Here is a 17789-nt window from a genome sequence, read left to right on the forward strand (position 1 = left end):
GGACGAGTAGCCCGCACCGTCCATGACCTTCTTGCCTTCGAAGCGGCCGCCGTTGACGTCGACCCACACGTTGACGCCCTGAGCGCGCTGCGTGATGATGGACGTACGAGCAGCAACGGTGTCAGCCATCTGGTTGACGGCATCCATCGTCACGGCCTGAGCACCCGTCGTGGCGCCGATGGCGGCGACGTCGTTCAGGATCGTGTTGAGTGTCTGGGTGTTCCACTCATATTTGCCGTTAGAGAATTGCTGGTAGGCAGCAGAAGTCTGCGTCGACACGAGATTGCGGAAGAACACGGCATTGTCGTTGCCGACATTTTCGCCGTTTTCGTACATGGCATAGATGACGCCGAAGCCGGCGCCAGTGATACCGGACTTAGCCAAATCTGCCTGATCTTCCATTTCGAAGCTGAGGACGCCTTTTTCGAGATCAGCTTTGTTGGCACCCATCAGCAGATCGCCTTCGTGGACGAGATCTGCATTGATAGAGGTACCCGACGCGGTAGCTGTCAGACTGATCTTGTCGCCGTTCTTAACGTTGTCAACGTAGAGAACGGAGTTGGCATCCATGTAGACAGGATTTACGAAAACCGACTTCTCACCCGTAGCATCAACCTTAGTTGCATCGACCAAGAGCATCGAGTTGGTACCGATGTTGACGACGTTATTAACAGTACCCTTCGTACCGTTGCCGTCGGCCTTAACGGCGCCTTCGTACTGAACACCCTCAGCGTAGACGACGGAGTTAACGGTCTTGGTATTGATCGAATACTCCTTCTTGGAGGCACTCGTCTTGGCGAGCGTGAAGCCCGTCTTGGCGAAAGCGGCCGTACCGGCGGCGACGTCACTCGTACCGACAGAAACGATCGAGGAGCGGTCAGCTTCAACGGAGGTTCCGCTTGCAGCTTTCTTCACCGCAACAAGGGAAACCGCGGCGGCAGAGCCGTCTTCCTTCCAAGTCGGATCGGCGTAAATGCTGCCGGCAGTAAGTTCACCCACCGAGAGGGAACCGGCGCTAGCAGAGTCGCCGACATAGACGGTCTGGCCGGATAGGGTGGCAGCTTCGACGGTACCGCCCTGATTGACAAGCATATCGCCATCAAGCGTCAAAGTCTTGGCAGCAAGCTTGCCGGTGACCTTGTTGACGTTGTCGAACGAGTAAGCACCATCTGCATAGGTGGCCGTTGCCTTCGAACCAAACGTCACAGCGCTGTTGGCAGCAGCGAGTTCGCCGGAGATAAGGGCGGTAGATTCATCATTATTAGCCGCAAACCCAGTCGTAACGTCATAACCCTTGCCATCCTTATCATCGGCAATCGAGAGCTTGGCGCCGGAAGCGACTTCAAGACTGTTAATCGTAACGGAACCATTGGCAGTCAGGTCGCCAGACTTGACGTAGAGGGAGCCTTTCGTAGCATCACTGCCATCACCAATCTGACCGATCTGAGCGCCTTCACCGGTGGTGACGAGTTCGGAGTCAGCGTCAGTAAACGTAATGTTGCTGAGCTTTGTGACCTTCGGATTGACTTTCGTGTCCGTGTAGGAAACGAGGTTGCCCGTACCAGTCAGCGTAAGACTGACGCCGTCGATTGTGAGGGTCTTCGCTGTCGTGCTTTCGTCCTGATCGATAGCGCCGTAGATAGCGTCGTGACCTGAGACAGTATCACCACTCTTCACAGTAAGTGACTTGATGGTGTCGTTGGTCAGACCAGCAACAAGAGCTGTTGAGTCGATCTTGCCGTTTGTAATGGCTGTCTCAACTTCGGTGATCTTGGTTGCGCCGATGTCAATAAGACCCTTAGAGGAAGTCGCAACTTTACCAGTCAACTCGCCGATCTTGTCCTTTGACACTTCCGTGACGGAACCAAGATCAAGGTCAAGGAGACTGGATGTCTTAAGGACAATCGAACCGGTTGTAACCTTACCAGCACCTGTGGTTGTCGTATCGGCACCGATAGTCTTGGTAGTAGCGTCGTACTTCAGACCGAGACCGGTAAGCGAAGTTGCGAGCGTGCCATCTTCGACGGTGACGGTGTTGGTCGCGGCTGCAGTCTTAAGCGTCGTGACGTTGAGCGTGCCGCCATTGACTTTAGCCGTACCGGCGTCCTTCACATCGAGGACCGAGAGGGTGACGTCGGCGTCATCGGTTGCGAATGCACCAGCCTTAACCTGCACGGTGTTGAAGGTCTTATCGGCCTCCTTAATGGTGAACGCACCACCCGTAGCATTGACGATGTAGTTCTGGACTTCAGCGCCGGCAGCAGTGATCTTGCCTTCGAGGGTGATCGTCTTGGCGATCTCGAGAGCGTCAGCAGGCTTCTGATCAGCAACCGCGACACCGTCAAGACGAGCGTTAAGCGAAGTCTGGAGTTCGCCAGCAGTATTGATCGTCGTCGTGGTGACGTTGTAGGTCGCGGCATCCAGCGCGGTCGAGAGAACGCCGTCAACTTCAACAGCGGCGGCCGTGATGGTGCCGGCATTTACTGCAGGAGTCCCACCAACAGCTTCAATTTTCGGCAGGTTCGTCAGCGTACCGCTAACCTTGATCTTGCCGTTTGTACCGGTGATATCACCCTGGTTCTGGAGAGAAGCGCCTTCAGCAACGACGAGGGAGGCAGTCGCGGAGTCAGCGAGATTGATCGTAGCGCCGGAAGCGTTGGAGCCTTCGCCTGTGAGGGAGAATTCACCGTCTGTGAGGGTCACCGTCCCCTGATTGGTGAGCTTGCCGACAGAGAACTTACCGGCGCCGAGCTCGAAAGTGCTAGCGTTCGTGTTCTTAACAACCGTGAGGGAAGAGGCTTCAACAGCGTTCTCGGCGTTGTTTGTCAGAGTGAAGGAACCTGCATCCGTTTCCTTTTCTTTTGTGCTGCCAACGGTAATGTCGCCGAGGGTGACGACGGCGAACTTCTTGTTGCCGGCATCTTCGTCCGAAACCGTAAGTCCGCCCTTTTTACCAGCACCGATGGTGGTAGTAGCAGCCTTCAGGGCACCCTTGACGGTAGTAACTTCATCTTCAACCGTGAGAGCCTTGACGTCAACAGTGCTGCCGTAGGCGATGGTGTTGGAAGTGCTACCCGTGATAACGACCTGATTGGTTTCCTTGGCCGTATCCGAATCCGTAATGCGAGTACCGAACTTCAAAGAATCAGCAGTGATATTGCCGCTAATAGTATTGTCGGCGGATTCGATGAAGAGGCGGCCGGCGGAAGCGGTGTAGTCGGCCTTAAAGTCAACTTTCGCATCATCTTTGAAGGTCAGGTCACCCGTATTGGCGATCGAGACCTCTTTCCCAACGGTCACGCCGGTCTTGCCGGTAACCGTCATCGTGCCGGCATTGGTGATCGTACCCTTGTTGAACGCAACGGTCTCTTTAGCCGTTACATTGAGCGTAACATCAGCGGCATTGTCGAAATCGTAAGCAAAACCAGGGTTGGTGACACTGGTTTCTCCCTTGTCGCCGACAGGGTCAGGAGCAACGCCGAATGCGAGATTCTTGCCGGTGATCGTAGCGGTACCGGCCACCTTATTGGCAGCGGTGCTGGAGCCTTCGATGGTACCGGTCTTAAGCGTGCCTTCCTTGATCGTGAGATCATTCGAGTCGGCGCCGATCGTCACGTCGCCCTTCGTGCCGTTAGATGCAGCGTTGTAGATGTTGAGGTTCAGGTCGAGCTTGGAGAAGGTTCCTGCAATCGCTGTGTAGGAGGCGCCGTTTACGGTACCCGATTTTGCAACGCTGTTGAGAGTAATCGTACCGTTGGCCTTCTTGGCATCGGTATCAGCGGCAATCGTCCCGTTAAAGGTCGTACCGTTGATGATCAGTTCGCCGCCGCTAAGCGTATAGGCTCCGGTAACGGTATCGTCCTTCGTCAGCGTACCGGTCGTGTCATCAGACTTCGTACCGACAACACCAGACGGTGTGTTGCCGTCAGCATTCACTGTCAAAGAAGCACCAGAGCCGATTTCAGCGGAAACATACTCCGCAGCCGAAGCCACGCCTGCGCCGAGAGAGAGCGCAGCGACGGCGGCGGCGATAACGGTCTTTGTACCCTTAGCCTGGACGCTGGATGTGGCTTCGTTAACCACCATCAGCGCACCACGTGCTTTAGAGAAGACCACCTTGAAATTACGATTCATTCTTTTACTCCAAGAATAATGAGGTTCTTTCTGCATCAGCGTTTACGCGCCATAAACGGAACAAGTGCGCGAAGCACTGACGGGAGTGTAGGAATGGATGTGTCAACATCATGGGGGGGGGTAAACCCTATGATGAATTTTTGAAAACGTTCTAAATGCGTAAACTTTAATGATTGGAATGGGTAGTGTTAACGCTTAAATAATGCAGTTTGCTCATATGCAACACTCAGATAAAACGTTGTAAACATGTGACTGCTGTATGCGATTTCTTACTTCGGGGCATGCCTTTGCAATGTAAACAAACCGGAGCTCCTCAAGCTAGGGAAGTCTCCACAAAATAATCGTAAACGCCCCATCGCTTCATGCTGGCGGCAAAACAATGGGGCGATTTGCATAAAACCGCCCGCTGTGAGCCTCGCTGATCCGCTTCTATGCTTACTCGTACTGGTTACGTTCTGCACAATTCCTCGGGAGCCATGTCGCAAAGTCAAAGTCTTCAAAGACTTCGATGAGGTGAGGAGAAAAGGTCCCATCGTTTTGCCGCCTGTTTTCATGCAGTGCACGAAAAGGTCAGCAAAAAATACTTTTCTTGCTGCTCCCCAGGTTTGTGCTTCCAAGATCTTCCTCAACTGAGCAATTCACCTACACTACAATGCGGTTCAGATATGTTTCCATCCATATAGAGGCATCCATGACGCATTCGCTTCGTCTCTTCTCTGCAGCGGCGCTTACAGCAGCCGTCTGTGCTGTCGGCATCGCATCAGCTTCGTCGGCCGCAGCGGCCGCGGAACTCAAAATTGGTGTCGTCAATATGGAACGTATTCTTCGGGAGTCAAAGACTGCCATTGAAGCAAGCGACCGTTTGAATGCCGAGGGCCAGCGTCGTCAGGAAGAAATTGAAGGCATCAGCCGTCGATTTAAGAGCCGTCTCGAACGCTTTGAGAAAGATGCCCCTGCGATGGATGAGACGACTCGCCTGCAGGAGCGTCGGGCACTCGCGGAAATGGAGCGCGACGTGACGCGCCGCAGTCGTGAGGCGCGTGAGGAGTTCAACCAGCGCCGCAATGAAGAAGTGCTCCTGCTGCAAAACCGTGCCGGACGCCTAGTGCAGGATCTCGCCAAACGCGAGAAGTTCGATCTTGTACTTTATGAGTACTTCTATGCCAGTGATCGGATCGACCTCACGAAGCGCGTGATTGACTTGCTCGATGCTTCATCGGACGCTCGAAAGAAATAAAACTGCAGGAGATGAGACCATAAGGGATCATCATCATCCGTCCTCGACGGGCGGCTTGGCCGTTTAGTCTCGGATTCAGAACCGGGACTTTCGACAAGTCTTCAGCCTATTTATTTGAATAAAGGATTTTCATCATCATGATGCAGACTGCCCAAATGCTGCTTTCCGAACTCGTCGACAAGGTTTCGAAGTGCTCAAAAAACCGCTTGGAAATGCAGATGGTTGGGGCGGATGTTGCGGTTTCCCGCTTTATGTCTCCCGCGGAAGCAGGCGAGGGCGATATGAGCTTTCTGACCGATCCGCGCTACGCAGAGGCCATGAAGGCGACAAAAGCCGCAGCGATTGTGCTTCGTGAACGTGATGCCAAGGCTCTTTTTGGTGAGGAGCTCCCGAACCGCACGATGCTCTTGTGCGACGATCCGTATGCCTTCTTTGCTTTTGCCTCGCAAATCTTCTATCCGGTAAAGCGCAGCCCCGGCATCCATCCGCGTGCTTTCGTGGAGGAGAGCGCCTTTGTCGATCCGACTGCTTCCATTGAGCCGATGGCAGTGGTGCAGGCTGGTGCCAAAGTAGGGGCCAACACACTCATCAGCGCTGGGGCCTATATTGGGGAAGACTGCGACATCGGCAGGGACTGCGTCATTTATCCCAATGCTGTCCTGCAGGCCGGCACAGTTGTCGGCGACGGCAGTGTCGTGCAGCCCGGCGCCGTATTGGGGGGTGACGGTTTCGGATTCGCACCCTTTAAGGGCGAGTGGATCAAGATCCCGCAGCGCGGCCGCACGGTATTGGGCGCTGACGTTGAAATCGGCGCCAACACGACGATCGATCGCGGCGCGATTGATGACACCTTTGTGGGTGAAGGCACAAAGCTTGACAATCAGATTCAGCTCGGCCACAACGTCCGCGTCGGCAAGCACTGCGTAATGGCTTCTTGCGTGGGGATCGCCGGCTCTACGACGGTGGGCGACCATGTCATGGTGGGCGGCGCCGCGATGATCAACGGCCACATTGAAATACCCTCGGGTTCAGCGGTGGGGCCGGCAACTGCCATTACGGGCTGGGGCAAGGAGCCTAAACAGTTGACGGGCTTCTTCCCGGCGCTCTCCAAGCGCGACTTCGTTCGTGCGGCGGCGCTGACTGCGCGGCTTCCCGAGATGCGCGAAGAGCTCAAAAATCTGCAAAAACAGGTCGCGCAGCTCGCCGAGCTAATCCAAAAGGCAGAAGCGGCGGATCGCTGAAAGAGCGACAATTACAGGCACTCTTTTGGCCGCGTCGGGGAAATGCACTTGTGATGTGGTATTTTCCCGCCGGTTCTGCACTAAGCTTCCCCAATTTATTCATCTACAGACCCGCAAGGAAACGTATTCATGCCGAAGAGCTTGAACATTCAGGACATCATGGAGATGCTCCCGCATCGTTTTCCGTTCCTGCTGATCGACCGGGTGGTTGAGCTCTCTGATGAACTCGACCGCGTGGTGGCGATCAAGAACGTGACGATGAACGAGCCGCAGTTCACCGGTCACTTCCCACAGGCTCCGGTCATGCCGGGGGTTCTCATTGTGGAGGCGATGGCTCAGGCCTGTGCCATCATTGCGCTTTCCCGCATTCCCGAAGAAGTGCGCAAAAAGAGCCTCTTTTATTTTGCCGGCATTGACAATGCCCGCTTCAAGCGCATCGTGCAGCCTGGCGATCAGCTCGTGATCGAAGGCAAGTTCATTCGTTCGAAGATGGGTATGGGTTGGTTTGAAGCGGTCGCCCGTGTGGACGGTCAGGTAGCCTGTCAGGCGTCGATGATGTGCGCTTGCCGTGAACCCCCCAAACATGCAAACGAATAAGGAAAGGCTCCGGCGGTAAGTTCGCCTCCAAAGGCGAGTACAGACGGAGCATTTCGATCGAGCGGCGCTGGGCAGTTTCCCAATGGAAGCTGCACTGCGCCGTTTTTCGTTTTTCTGCACTTGTGACCGATTGCAGGCCCTTCAGTTTCCCCTAGAGGCTTGTCCGTATAATCACGAGATACAGTTGTCGTGCGAAGTGTCGTGCACTCTAAGCGGCTGCAGTGCGGTCGTCGGCAGTGAACCTGAGTAATCAGGCAAACGACGCACGATTCATCCTTCCTAACCACAAAGGATTCTTTTCATGACCCAGATTCATCCGAGCGCAATCGTCGATTCTCAGGCAGAACTTGCCGAAGACGTCGTGGTCGGTCCTTTCTGTCTGGTCGGTCCCAAGGTGTGCATCGGCGCGGGTACGGTCCTGCGCAGCCATGTTGTGGTGGAGGGCTCCACTACGATCGGCGCACGCAATGTGATCTACGCGGGAGCGAGTATTGGCTGCCATCCGCAGGACAAAAAGTACCGCGGCGAGGATACGCGTCTGGTGGTGGGTGACGACAACGTGATTCGCGAAAACTGCACGATGTCGATCGGCACTATTCAGGATCAGGGCTTAACGACTGTCGGCAGCCGCAATCTCTTTATGGCCAATGCCCATGTGGCGCACGACTGTCAGGTCGGCAGCGACGTGATTTTGGCCAATAATGTGGCTTTGGGCGGTCATGTCATTGTCGGCGACCACGCCATTCTCGGCGGACAGTCCGCAGCGCATCAGTTCGTGCGCATCGGTGCTTATGCCATGGTTGGCGGCGCTGCGGGCGTGCTCCAGGATGTGCCGCCCTTTGTGATGGCTCATCTCAACCCGGCCAAAGCCGCGGGGCTCAATCTTGTGGGACTGCGCCGCGCGGGATTTACCGATGAACAGCTCCGTGCGCTGCGCAAGGCCTATGGACATTTCTATCGTGAACAGCTAACGGTGAAAGAAGCTGTGCCGCTTATTGAAGCTTTAAAGAGTGACTACCCGGGGGCGTCTGATGCGCTTCAGCTCTTTATTGACTTCGTCACAACTACCCAACGCGGCTGTGTCCGTTGAACTTCAAAGTTAAGAACACTTCCTAGGAGACCCCATTATGGGAACGAGACCGACCCCTGCGATCGACAAGAATGGCATTGCTTGGCTCGCTGGTGAAGCAAGCGGCGACTATATTGCAAGCCTCGTGCTCCCGGAAGTTGAAAAACGCTTCCCCGGCACGCCGCAGTACGGCGTGGGCGGTCCGCGCATGCGCGCTGTGAATTTTCATTCCTGGCACGATATTCGGGAGCTTTCTGTGCGCGGCTATGTGGAAGTGCTCATGCACTTGCCGCGGCTCGTGCAGCTTCGGGGCGAACTCGTGCGCAGCATTTCCGAGTCAAGCCCCCGTGTTTTTGTGGGCGTTGATGCACCGGACTTTAATCTCGGCATTGAGCAGAAACTTCGCCGCCGCGGTATTCCGACCGTGCATTTTGTGAGCCCGGCCATTTGGGCCTGGCGTCCGGAGCGCATCCACCAGATCCGCCGAGCGGTTGACCATATGCTCTTGGTCTTCCCCTTCGAGCAGGAGATTTATAAGCGCGCCGGCATTGACGCAACGTATGTCGGTCATCCCTTGGCCGGCGTAATTCCGATGAAGCCCGATACGGAAGGCGCTCGCCGTGACTATGGTCTGATGGAAGATTCGCTGCCTGTCGTGACGGTCATGCCCGGCTCGCGCATTGACGAAGTCAAAGGCTGTGCGCCGGCTTTCTTCGGCGCCATTGAAAAGCTCCTGCATCGCTTCAGCGACATGCACGTTCTTATCCCGGCAGCGGACGAGGCGGCGCGTGAGCGCATCATCTTCATTGCGGGGCAGTACGCCCGCTTGGCGCAGCGCATGATCGTGCGTGTCGGCGAAAGCCACCGCATGATCGAAGCCGCCGATGCGGTGCTCTGCGCTTCCGGGACTGCTGCGCTCGAGGCGGCGCTTTACAAGAAACCCATGGTTGTGGGCTACCTGATGCCGGCGCTTACCGGTCTCATCATGCAGAGGAAAGGGCTCATTCGCTGCGTATCGCTGCCCAATATTTTGATGGGCGAAAACGTGGTGCCGGAATTTCTGCAGTATTACTGCCGTGCAGATCAGATCTCCTGGGCGCTGCAGGATGCACTCACCAACGACGCGAAGCGTAAGGAGCTGGTTGAACGGTTTACGGCGCTCCATGAAAGTCTGAAGGCAGATACGCCCTCGCTGGTCGCTGAAGTGCTTGAATCCAGAGCGCTTCGCCGCTGGTAATGCCCACTAGCAGCAGCTCTCGCTCTGCGCGAGCTGCGGATATACCGGCGTGTCCGTCCAGATGCGCCGGTCTGATTTTATGGACTCATACTCTCTTCACTCACACACCATGCCGCGCCGCAGAGCATCTTTAGCTTCTGCTTCTCCCGAAGCTGCTCTCAGAGACAATCTTTTTTTCTGTGACGCTGAAGGTGAAGCGCATCTGCCGCTTTTAACGGCCGGCGTGGATGAAGCGGGACGCGGCCCGTTAGCCGGGCCCGTCTGCGCCGCGGCAGTGATTCTTGATCCCGAAAATCCCATTGAGGGATTGGCGGACTCAAAGAAGCTTTCGGCCAAAAAGAGAGAAGCATTGGCGCCCATCATTCGCGAACGCGCGCTGGCCTGGAGCATCGGCTGGGCCACGGTGGAAGAGATTGACCGCGTGAATATTCTCAATGCCACCTATCTCGCCATGGAGCGTGCGGTGGCGGCACTCAAGAGCCGCAGCGGGAGCGTGACGCCTGAATATATTCTGATCGACGGCAATCGCCGGCCGCCCCATCTGCCCTGCATGTCCGACACCATTGTGAAGGGAGATGACAAAGTGCCGGCTATTTCGGCCGCATCCATACTCGCGAAAACGGCTCGAGACCATTGGATGGCTGAACTCCATCAGAAGTGGCCGGCTTACGGCTTTGCCAAACATGCCGGCTACGGCACGGCTCAGCACCTCGATGCTTTGAAGCGTTTGGGACCCTGTCCCGAGCATCGAACGACTTTTGAACCCATCAAGTCCATGCTGAGCGAAAAAAAGACGCAGCATTCTTCCGATGCAGCAGCGAATCCTCTCAGCCAAGCGTGAATCATGACTTCTTCTCAGCATCTCTATATCGAAAGCGACGCCAACCCCCGGCTCAAACGCTGGAGACGGCTGGCCTTGGAGGCCAAGGCCGTCAGGCGCGAGAGCGCGACGGTTCTCGAAGGCATTCATCTCCTGCAGACCGTGCTCGAGCATCCTGAGGTGAAGATCAACGCCGTAATGCTTCCCGAAGGGCGCACGACAGCTGAAGCCAAAGCGCTCGCTGAGCGTGCGGCGCAGACTTCGGGGACTCGGCTTTATGTTTTGAGCGATCGTCTTTATGACGCCATTTCACCCGTGGAAAACGGTGTGGGCGTCATGTGCGAAATTGCTCTGCCAGCCGCGCCGGCGCCGGAAAAATGGGCCGCCGCGGATGCCCTCTTCCTTGACGGCGTTCAGGATGCCGGCAATGTCGGAACGCTGATCCGTACCGCTGCAGCTGCGGGCGTGCGAGTTGTAGTCGCGGGTCCGGGGACCGCTGGTTTGTGGACGCCGCGCGTGCTGCGCGCAGGGATGGGCGCGCACTTTGCGGTGGATTTGGCCGAAGGTATCTCGATAGAAAAATTCCGGGTGGCCTATCGCGGAAGACTCCTTGCGGCTGATGCCAGAGGCGGCGTCAACCTTTTTGAGGCGCCTGACTATACCGCCGCGGGACCGATCTGCTGGCTGATGGGGGCTGAAGGTCCGGGGCTTTCCGTGAAGGCGCTCGAGCTGGCCGACGAACGCTATTGGATTCCGATCAGCCGGTCGGTGGAGTCCTTAAATGTCGGCGCGGCTGCGGCCGTCTGCCTTTTCGATGCTGCGCGTCGTCGGCTCACTCTGCGCCATTGATATATTTCAACTGCTCTGCATTCAAGGCAAAAGGGCGCATTACGGTGAGCGCTTCGGGTTGCCGGCAAACTGTTTTCCCGTTAGCATTCCGGCCTTTCCGCAGTCTCCCAGGGCGGAGCGGTTTCACCGAATTTTTTATTAGGCGTATCAGCCGTTCACCAAGACCCACGCGTTAAGGTTCAAGATGCTCAACTTCTCCTATGCCAATCCCACCCGCCTCGTTTTCGGCCGCAGCGCTGAACATGAAGTCGGCCGCGTGATGACCTCCATCCTGGGGCGTCCGGGCAAGGTGCTGGTGCTTTTTGGCGGCGGATCGGCCCACCGCACCGGCATTCTGGGGGCAGTGGAGGACAGTCTGCAGGAATCGGGCTTCGCCGTTATTGAAATGGGCGGTGTGCAGCCCAATCCCCGGATGGGATTTGTCCGCGACACGATTGACTGGGTGCGCGATCAGGGCATTCGTGCGGTGGTCGCCGTGGGCGGCGGTTCGGTGATCGATACCGCTAAGGCTGTAGCGGCCGGTCTGGAATATGAAGGGGATGCCTGGGATTTCTTTGCCGGCCGTGCGCAGGTTGAACGGGCATTGCCGGTGTTCGCGGTATTGACTATCCCTGCGGCGGGTTCAGAGCAGTCCGTTCGAGCCGTGATCACGCATCACGGCACGAAGACCGGCATCGGTTCGGAACACATTCGCCCCAAAGCCGCCTTCATCAATCCGGAGCGTTTCTCAACGCTCCCGGCCATTCACATCAGCGCTGGCGTCTGCGACATGCTCTCGCACATCTGCGAACGTTATTTTTCCAACACCGCCGCCACTGATTTTGTGGATGGACAGGCCGAAGCGGCGCTTCGAACCATCATTAAGTTTGGTCCTAAAGTGCTTGCCGACCCTTCGAACTATGACGCCTGGTGCCAGATTGGTCTGGCCGGCTCATTTGCCCACAACGGCATCTTCGGTCTTGGACGTGAAGAAGACTGGGCGTGCCACGCGATTGAGCACGAAATCTCGGGGTGGAACGAATCCATTATCCACGGCTGCGGGCTCGCCGTTGTTATGCCGGCCTGGATGCAGCAGGTTTGCCATGTCAATCCGAAGCGCTTCGCGGATTTTGCCCGCCGAGTCATGGGCGTAGGACAGGATGCGGATGATGCCGCGGCCGCCGCGCTGGGCATTGAGGCCTTCAAAGCGTGGTTGAAGACGATGAAGCTGCCGTTAACGCTTCAGGAGCTCGGTGCGGTTGACTGTCCAATCGAAGCGCTGGCTCGCCACTGCTGCCGCAAAGGTGCGGTAGGACACTTTAAGCCGCTCGAAAAAGCGGATGTGGAAGCACTGCTGCGCGCTGCGCAGTAATCCGCTGATGGGATGATGGGAGAACGCATCATGGCGCAGCAAAATAAAGGCAAAGGCCGCTCGAGACGCAGCGGCTCGGGCAGCACGAAGGGACAAAACACCCTGCAGCACCCGGGAGCGGTGCTCGCACAGATCCTCGAAGATACGCCGACGGCGCTCGCCGCTAAATGGTTCAGTCTCAGTGAAGCGGAACTTTTGGCCGTGCTTGAAGGCCGCGCGCCGATGACTGCCGCGATGGCGCAGCAGGCCGGCGCCGTATTCGGCACGGGCTCTGCGCCGTGGTTAGAAATGCAGTCCGCATGGGATGCGGCTCATGCAGAGACAAATGCTTCGCAGCACTGATGGATTTGTCAAAAGCTGAGCGCCTTGAAAAGGATTTTCTTTCAAGGCGCTCAACTTTTACGGATACTTTGGGGTCCGAGTTTTGGGGAGCCCTCAATCAGCGCTTCAGGAGATCCGTAATCGTCATTGAAAGCAGGGGTGACGTACGCTTTTCGACTTCCGCCTGCACGAGCTTTCCGGCGAGCGATGTCAGCGTTTTTTCAAGTCCTTTCTTAGGGTCAGAGAGGAGCAGATTCATCGCCGGCTTGGGGCAGCTTTTCATGACGAGCTGCGTGAGTGTTGTCTGAGCTTTCTTCTCTACAGTCTTAATTTTGGCGGCGGGAATCGTCTGCACGGACTTAGCGGCTTCGGTGCGTCCGAGCGCTACGTAGGCCCACTGCAAAAAGGTGGTCTTGTCTTCAGCTGAAGTGTTGGCATAGAGGCAGTCGGCAAGTTCATCGGCGGCCGAAGCGGCGCAGACTGTGCCGGCGGCGCATGTCGAGAAGAGCGCGCAGAGGCAGAACTTAAAGAGAGCGGGTTGGGAACGCAGCACGAAGAAACCTCCAAAAAGCGGTTGGAATCGTTTGAGATAAGGTGCAGCGGATTATCTCGCAGCAAACCTGCCGGGAAGTATAGGCGAAGAGCGAAAGGCTACACTTCCGAGTGCATCACCGCTGCGGATCACCGTCCCGCTGTGCGCAGAGACTCCTCTTTCACTTTTCATCAAACCTGCGAACGACGCCTTTATATGTATCGCCTTATCGACAGCAGCTACACGCTTGCCGACATCGGCCGCTTTACGGAACTCTCTATCCGCCGAGGTATTCCGCTCGCTTCGGTCGTGAAGACTGAGCCCCGCGATCGCCGTGTCGTAGTGGGCGCTGCGCTGCTTTTTGTGCCAACTGTTGCATTTTCTGAGGAAACGCTCTTGCAGCGCTTTGAAGGTTTTTTGCAGGGTGCGGGCAGTTGGCTTAAGGCAGAACCGGCGGAGCTTTTGGCGTCAGCTTTGGAGGAGGGGCTCCTCGAAGCGGCCGAAGACCCTCAAGACGGTGCTCCCGCCCGATGGCGCTCGCGTCTCGAGCCGCTCCCGGGCGTTACGGCGAACCGTTTGGCCGATGAGCTTGAGGCGGCGCAGGAGATTCTCAAGCTTCGACGCGCTCGTATGCGGGAGACGCTCCAGGCTAAAAACCGCGAAGTGAATCGGCCGCCCGAACCTCCCGTTGATGCTGAGGCTGACCGTTCTTTCATGCGGATGGCGCTGGAAGAGGCACAAGAGGCCGGGATGGCCGGAGAAATTCCTGTCGGAGCCGTCGTGGTTGCAGACGGCAAGGTGATCGCCCGCGGCGGCAACGAGACGCTTCGCAGCGGAGATCCCACGGCGCATGCCGAAATCGTTGCGCTGCGTGCTGCCGCTGCCGCCCTCGCCAATCATCGGCTCACCAACACGACGCTTTACGTCACGCTTGAACCTTGTCCGATGTGTGCGGGCGCTATTGCCGAGGCACGGTGCCGCCGCATTGTCTACGGCGCAGGTGACAGCCGTCGCGGCGCTCTCGAGGGTGCCTTTCGGCTTTTTGACATTCCCGGCGTCAATCATCGTCCGATGGTGACGGGCGGCGTTATGGCTCTCGAAGGGGAAAAATTACTGACGGATTTTTTTGTCAAACGGCGCAGTGAGCAGGCAGCGCAAAAAGCTGCCGAGAGCAGCGATGCGCCGCAAAATTGCGCACAATGAGGCGGTGGTGCCGCTTTAAGGCGCTTTCATTTGCATTTTCTTGAAGTCGTTTTTTCATCATGACCACTCCTGATTTCGGTGCTTCTCATTCGCTCAACGCGCAATACGATGCTGTGCCGGAGACGAGCCTCGCGGCATACCGCGGCCGGCGGATTGTTATTCCGGCGCCCTCCTACCAATTTCTGACGAAAACGGGGGAAATCGATCATGCGCGTCGAGAAGCAGCGTTAGGGAACTTAGAGGCGCTCGGCGCAGTGCCGACGCTGATGGCAGGCGCACTCACGCAGGACGGCCGCTACGCAGGGCCTGACGAAGTGCGCGCGGCAGACTTTCAAGCGGCGCTTACCCGCGATCCGGCGGAAGCCGATCTGGTGATGCCGATTCGCGGCGGCTACGGCATGACGCGGCTCCTGCCGCTCCTTGATTGGGAGGCCATCGGACGCGCTGCCGTGCCCATGGTTGGTTTTTCCGACTTCACGGCTTTTAACCTGGCGCTTCTGGCCAAAACCGGCCGCGCCTCCTGGCATGGTCCGATGCTGGGATCTTTTGATAATCCGGACCCATACATGGTTGAGCGTTTCGCAGTGGTTTTCGGTGCCGAGCTCGATCCCATCGAATGGGAGGCTGATCCGCATCTCCTCGGAAAATGGGCTGACCAAACCGAGCAGCGCGCTGCTGGGCTCCTCTGGGGCGGGAACCTCTGCCTGATTGAAAGTCTGGTGGGCACGGCCTGGATGCCGCCCAAAGAGATGCTCGAAGGCGGCATTCTCTTTCTTGAAGACGTGGGCGAATACGCCTACCGCGTTGAACGCATGCTGCTCACGCTGCTCGACGCCGGCATTCTCGCCCGGCAGAAGGCGGTGCTCCTCGGCGCCTTTACCAATGCGGATGATTCGATCCGTTTTCCGGGCGACCATTGCCTCGCGGACTCGCTCGCATACATTCGCCGCCGGCTGCCTGCGTCCATACCGATGGTGACGGGGCTGCCCTTCGGACATATTGCCAAAAAGGCGACGCTGCCCATCGGCGTTATGGCCGAGCTCACGCTCCATGCCGGCCGCGCAGCGCTTTCTTGGAAGGAAATGCCATGACCGCAGAACCGGATCGAGATGCACGAACGACCGGTCAGACTACGACGCGGCGTTCCGTGATTTTGTTCCTAAAGACTTTTTTAAGTCTTCCGGCCTCGCGCAGCATCACGGCACATACACTGATCAAGCTCTTTCTCACCTCCATGAAGCTGATGCCGGTGGCTTTGGCCGCGCAGTGCTTCGGCATGGCTGCCATTGATGCGGTCATGAGAACCAAGCCCGAGATGTTTGAGCTGCTGCTCGTTTGGTCGTTTTTCGGCTTTGCTCAGCTCATTGCTTCGCTTGCTTTTGTTCGGAGCCTGTGGCGTGATGCACGGCGTGTGGAGCGTGTCCGTCTGTGGATTCGACGCTGGACGATCCTGGCTTCATGTGCCGGTTTGCTCTGGGGAGCGGCTGGTGCAGTCATCATGGTGCCGCTCGCGGGCGTGCAGCAGTTGGTAGCAGTAGCCGTGATCGTCGCCGTGACTTTTGCCAGCTGGCCGGTTTATTCCTGCTGGATGCCGTCGCTCACGGCTTTTACGCTTTTGTCGCTCACCCCCATGACGATTTCCGTGGCGGCGCAGTATGGCGTCAGTCAGGCGATCATGGCGCTGGTGCTGATCACCGTGACCGGCTTTATTCTCTATTCAGGCCGACGCCTCAACGAAATGCTTTTGTCGTCCATCTTGAACGACGACGAAAATCAGCGCCTCGTGCAGCGTCTGAAGGTTGAGGTGAATCGTACGGAAGCAGCGCGTTTGAAGACTCAGCACGAGAGTGAGCGACGTGCACAGTTCTTTGCGGCTGCCAATCACGACTTGCGCCAGCCCCTGCAGGCAATGGGCATCTTCCTCGAGATGCTCAAGCGCCGATCAACCCCGCAGACGCTTCCTATCGTCGAGCAGCTCGGACGCACCTCAAGCACCATCTCTACCTTGGTCGAACAGGTGCTTGAAGTCACCCGCATGGAGTTTGGCCGTCTTGAACTGCACCCGGAAGTGATCTGGCTGCCGGAATTGATGGAAGAGCTCTCACATGACTTCACGGCAATTGCTGCCGAAAAAGGACTGCGTTTTCGCGTGAAGTCCGTGCCGGCGGCGGTGTGTACGGATCCGCTCTTACTCAAGCGCGCGCTTAAAAATCTGATTACCAATGCCATCCGTTATACCGACAAACCGGGAGCGGAAGTCGTGGTCGGTGCGCGCCGGCTCGGCAGTTCACGTGTTTCGATCGGGGTTTATGACGCGGGCCCCGGGCTTACGACGGAAGACAAGGCGCGGATCTTTGAAACGTTCTATCGCGGCAGCGCCGGCAAAAAAAGCACGAGTGAAGGCTTTGGCTTAGGACTCTCCATTGTGAAGCGCATCTGCCGGCAGCTCGGCATTGAATTCTCTATGGGCTCAAAGCTGGGCCGCGGAAGTGTTTTTCGGCTGGTGCTGAATTTGACGGAGGGCGAGCAGGTTGAAATGCTCGAACGTCCGGGAGCTCCGGCTGTTATCAACAGCCGGCTCGGAGGGACAACAGCGCTTTTGGAAGACAATCCTTTTGTCAACGAGGCGCTGAGCGCAAAGCTCTCGCTTTGGGGGACAGATGTTGTCGCCGCGCCGGCATTCTCTGAAGACTTTGTCAAACGTGTGCAAGTCTCTGCCGGCAAAACCGGCCGGCTGGTATTGCTCACCGACTACAACCTCGGCGCCGGTGAATTGACGGGATTGGAGGCTTCAACGGAACTTTCTTCGCGCTTAGGGATGAACGTTCCGACCGTGCTCTTGACCGCCGTTGCCGGTGATTTGATTGAGGCAGATTGGACTCAGGCGCGAAAGAAGGGGAAGGCAGGCCGCATGCCGGAAGTGCTGCCTCAGATTCTGCAAAAGCCCGCCGACGATGTGGCGCTCAATTCAGCGTTGGTCCGAGCGGGCCGCAACGCAGCGTATTGGCGCTCTGAAGAGCCCGTTGAGAGCGATTTGGGGGCGGCTGAAGATCCTGGCGGCGACGAAGGAAAAACCGATGGCGGCGCAGCCTCTGAGGGAGCTGCATCGTCATCCTCGGGCACGCCGGAGCCTAATGAGATCGTCCGCGGCATTTGAACGCTGCGGCAAATGAACGGCAAAGGGGCGTCAGAAGCCCT

At 57.2% G+C, this 17789-nt stretch carries 14 protein-coding genes; 12 read left to right on the forward strand and 2 right to left on the reverse strand.

Features of this window, described 5'->3' with window-relative positions:
* Positions 1–4134 (reverse strand): beta strand repeat-containing protein (locus DES29_RS08890; RefSeq protein WP_113854774.1); only part of this gene is annotated, 4134 nt, incomplete at its 3' end.
* A 691-nt stretch (positions 4135–4825) separates the two neighbouring features.
* Here DES29_RS08890 and DES29_RS08895 point away from each other — a divergent pair.
* From DES29_RS08895 to DES29_RS08935, 9 genes are all read left to right on the forward strand, one after another.
* The gene (locus DES29_RS08895; protein ID WP_005430707.1) at positions 4826–5371 is read left to right on the forward strand and encodes an OmpH/Skp family outer membrane protein; all 546 of its coding nucleotides are present in this window, start codon (positions 4826–4828) and stop codon (positions 5369–5371) included.
* Between the two features lie 137 nt (positions 5372–5508).
* The gene (lpxD, locus tag DES29_RS08900; protein WP_021995257.1) at positions 5509–6612 is read left to right on the forward strand and encodes a UDP-3-O-(3-hydroxymyristoyl)glucosamine N-acyltransferase; all 1104 of its coding nucleotides are present in this window, start codon (positions 5509–5511) and stop codon (positions 6610–6612) included.
* Between the two features lie 129 nt (positions 6613–6741).
* Positions 6742–7209: a 3-hydroxyacyl-ACP dehydratase FabZ gene (gene fabZ / locus DES29_RS08905; protein WP_005430710.1), complete on the forward strand. Its 468-nt coding sequence runs from the start codon at positions 6742–6744 to the stop codon at positions 7207–7209.
* Positions 7210–7510: 301 nt separating this feature from the next.
* Positions 7511–8299, forward strand: coding sequence for an acyl-ACP--UDP-N-acetylglucosamine O-acyltransferase (lpxA, locus tag DES29_RS08910; protein WP_005430711.1), 789 nt, complete (start codon positions 7511–7513; stop codon positions 8297–8299).
* A 37-nt stretch (positions 8300–8336) separates the two neighbouring features.
* Positions 8337–9515 carry a lipid-A-disaccharide synthase gene (gene lpxB / locus DES29_RS08915; protein WP_021995254.1) on the forward strand — a complete coding sequence of 393 codons (1179 nt, stop codon included), beginning with the start codon at positions 8337–8339 and terminating at the stop codon, positions 9513–9515.
* A 79-nt stretch (positions 9516–9594) separates the two neighbouring features.
* A complete protein-coding gene (gene rnhB, locus DES29_RS08920; RefSeq protein WP_236578833.1) occupies positions 9595–10356 on the forward strand; it encodes a ribonuclease HII in 762 nt (253 codons plus the stop codon).
* A 3-nt stretch (positions 10357–10359) separates the two neighbouring features.
* Positions 10360–11184, forward strand: a complete 825-nt coding sequence (locus DES29_RS08925) for a TrmH family RNA methyltransferase (protein WP_021995252.1) — start codon at positions 10360–10362, stop codon at positions 11182–11184.
* A 184-nt stretch (positions 11185–11368) separates the two neighbouring features.
* Positions 11369–12535 (forward strand): iron-containing alcohol dehydrogenase, encoded by a 1167-nt coding sequence (locus DES29_RS08930; RefSeq protein WP_021995251.1) that lies wholly within the window; start codon positions 11369–11371, stop codon positions 12533–12535.
* 30 nt (positions 12536–12565) lie between these two features.
* Positions 12566–12877 (forward strand): helix-turn-helix transcriptional regulator, encoded by a 312-nt coding sequence (locus tag DES29_RS08935; RefSeq protein WP_021995250.1) that lies wholly within the window; start codon positions 12566–12568, stop codon positions 12875–12877.
* A 97-nt stretch (positions 12878–12974) separates the two neighbouring features.
* Here the strand turns inward: DES29_RS08935 and DES29_RS08940 are convergent, their stop codons facing one another.
* Positions 12975–13409 (reverse strand): hypothetical protein, encoded by a 435-nt coding sequence (locus DES29_RS08940; protein WP_021995249.1) that lies wholly within the window; start codon positions 13407–13409, stop codon positions 12975–12977.
* Positions 13410–13604: 195 nt separating this feature from the next.
* Between DES29_RS08940 and tadA the strand changes: the two genes are divergently transcribed.
* Genes tadA through DES29_RS08955 form a run of 3 tightly spaced genes read left to right on the forward strand, consistent with a single transcriptional unit; the run spans position 13605 to position 17748 of the window.
* Complete coding sequence (gene tadA / locus DES29_RS08945; RefSeq protein WP_113854775.1) at positions 13605–14591, forward strand: tRNA adenosine(34) deaminase TadA; 987 nt, start codon at positions 13605–13607, stop codon at positions 14589–14591.
* A 59-nt stretch (positions 14592–14650) separates the two neighbouring features.
* On the forward strand, positions 14651–15682 hold the full coding sequence (locus tag DES29_RS08950) for a S66 peptidase family protein (RefSeq protein ID WP_021995940.1): 1032 nt from the start codon (positions 14651–14653) through the stop codon (positions 15680–15682).
* Entirely contained in the window at positions 15679–17748 is a 2070-nt protein-coding gene (locus DES29_RS08955; protein ID WP_021995941.1) for an ATP-binding protein, read from the forward strand. The genes DES29_RS08950 and DES29_RS08955 overlap by 4 nt, the downstream gene beginning before the upstream one ends.
* The last annotated feature ends 41 nt before the right edge of the window (positions 17749–17789 follow it).

Origin of the sequence: Sutterella wadsworthensis (assembly GCF_003315195.1) — a bacterium.
Taxonomy (GTDB): Bacteria; Pseudomonadota; Gammaproteobacteria; order Burkholderiales; family Burkholderiaceae_F; genus Sutterella; species Sutterella wadsworthensis.

Excerpts from the sequence above, each read along its gene's own strand:
- lpxB (WP_021995254.1), top strand. The coding sequence starts at position 8,337 with ATGGGAACGAGACCGACCCCTGCGATCGACAAGAATGGCATTGCTTGG.
- DES29_RS08895 (WP_005430707.1), top strand. The coding sequence starts at position 4,826 with ATGACGCATTCGCTTCGTCTCTTCTCTGCAGCGGCGCTTACAGCAGCC.
- rnhB (WP_236578833.1), top strand. The coding sequence starts at position 9,595 with ATGGACTCATACTCTCTTCACTCACACACCATGCCGCGCCGCAGAGCA.
- DES29_RS08930 (WP_021995251.1), top strand. The coding sequence starts at position 11,369 with ATGCTCAACTTCTCCTATGCCAATCCCACCCGCCTCGTTTTCGGCCGC.
- DES29_RS08950 (WP_021995940.1), top strand. The coding sequence starts at position 14,651 with ATGACCACTCCTGATTTCGGTGCTTCTCATTCGCTCAACGCGCAATAC.
- DES29_RS08955 (WP_021995941.1), top strand. The coding sequence starts at position 15,679 with ATGACCGCAGAACCGGATCGAGATGCACGAACGACCGGTCAGACTACG.
- DES29_RS08925 (WP_021995252.1), top strand. The coding sequence starts at position 10,360 with ATGACTTCTTCTCAGCATCTCTATATCGAAAGCGACGCCAACCCCCGG.
- tadA (WP_113854775.1), top strand. The coding sequence starts at position 13,605 with ATGTATCGCCTTATCGACAGCAGCTACACGCTTGCCGACATCGGCCGC.
- lpxD (WP_021995257.1), top strand. The coding sequence starts at position 5,509 with ATGATGCAGACTGCCCAAATGCTGCTTTCCGAACTCGTCGACAAGGTT.
- fabZ (WP_005430710.1), top strand. The coding sequence starts at position 6,742 with ATGCCGAAGAGCTTGAACATTCAGGACATCATGGAGATGCTCCCGCAT.
- lpxA (WP_005430711.1), top strand. The coding sequence starts at position 7,511 with ATGACCCAGATTCATCCGAGCGCAATCGTCGATTCTCAGGCAGAACTT.
- DES29_RS08935 (WP_021995250.1), top strand. The coding sequence starts at position 12,566 with ATGGCGCAGCAAAATAAAGGCAAAGGCCGCTCGAGACGCAGCGGCTCG.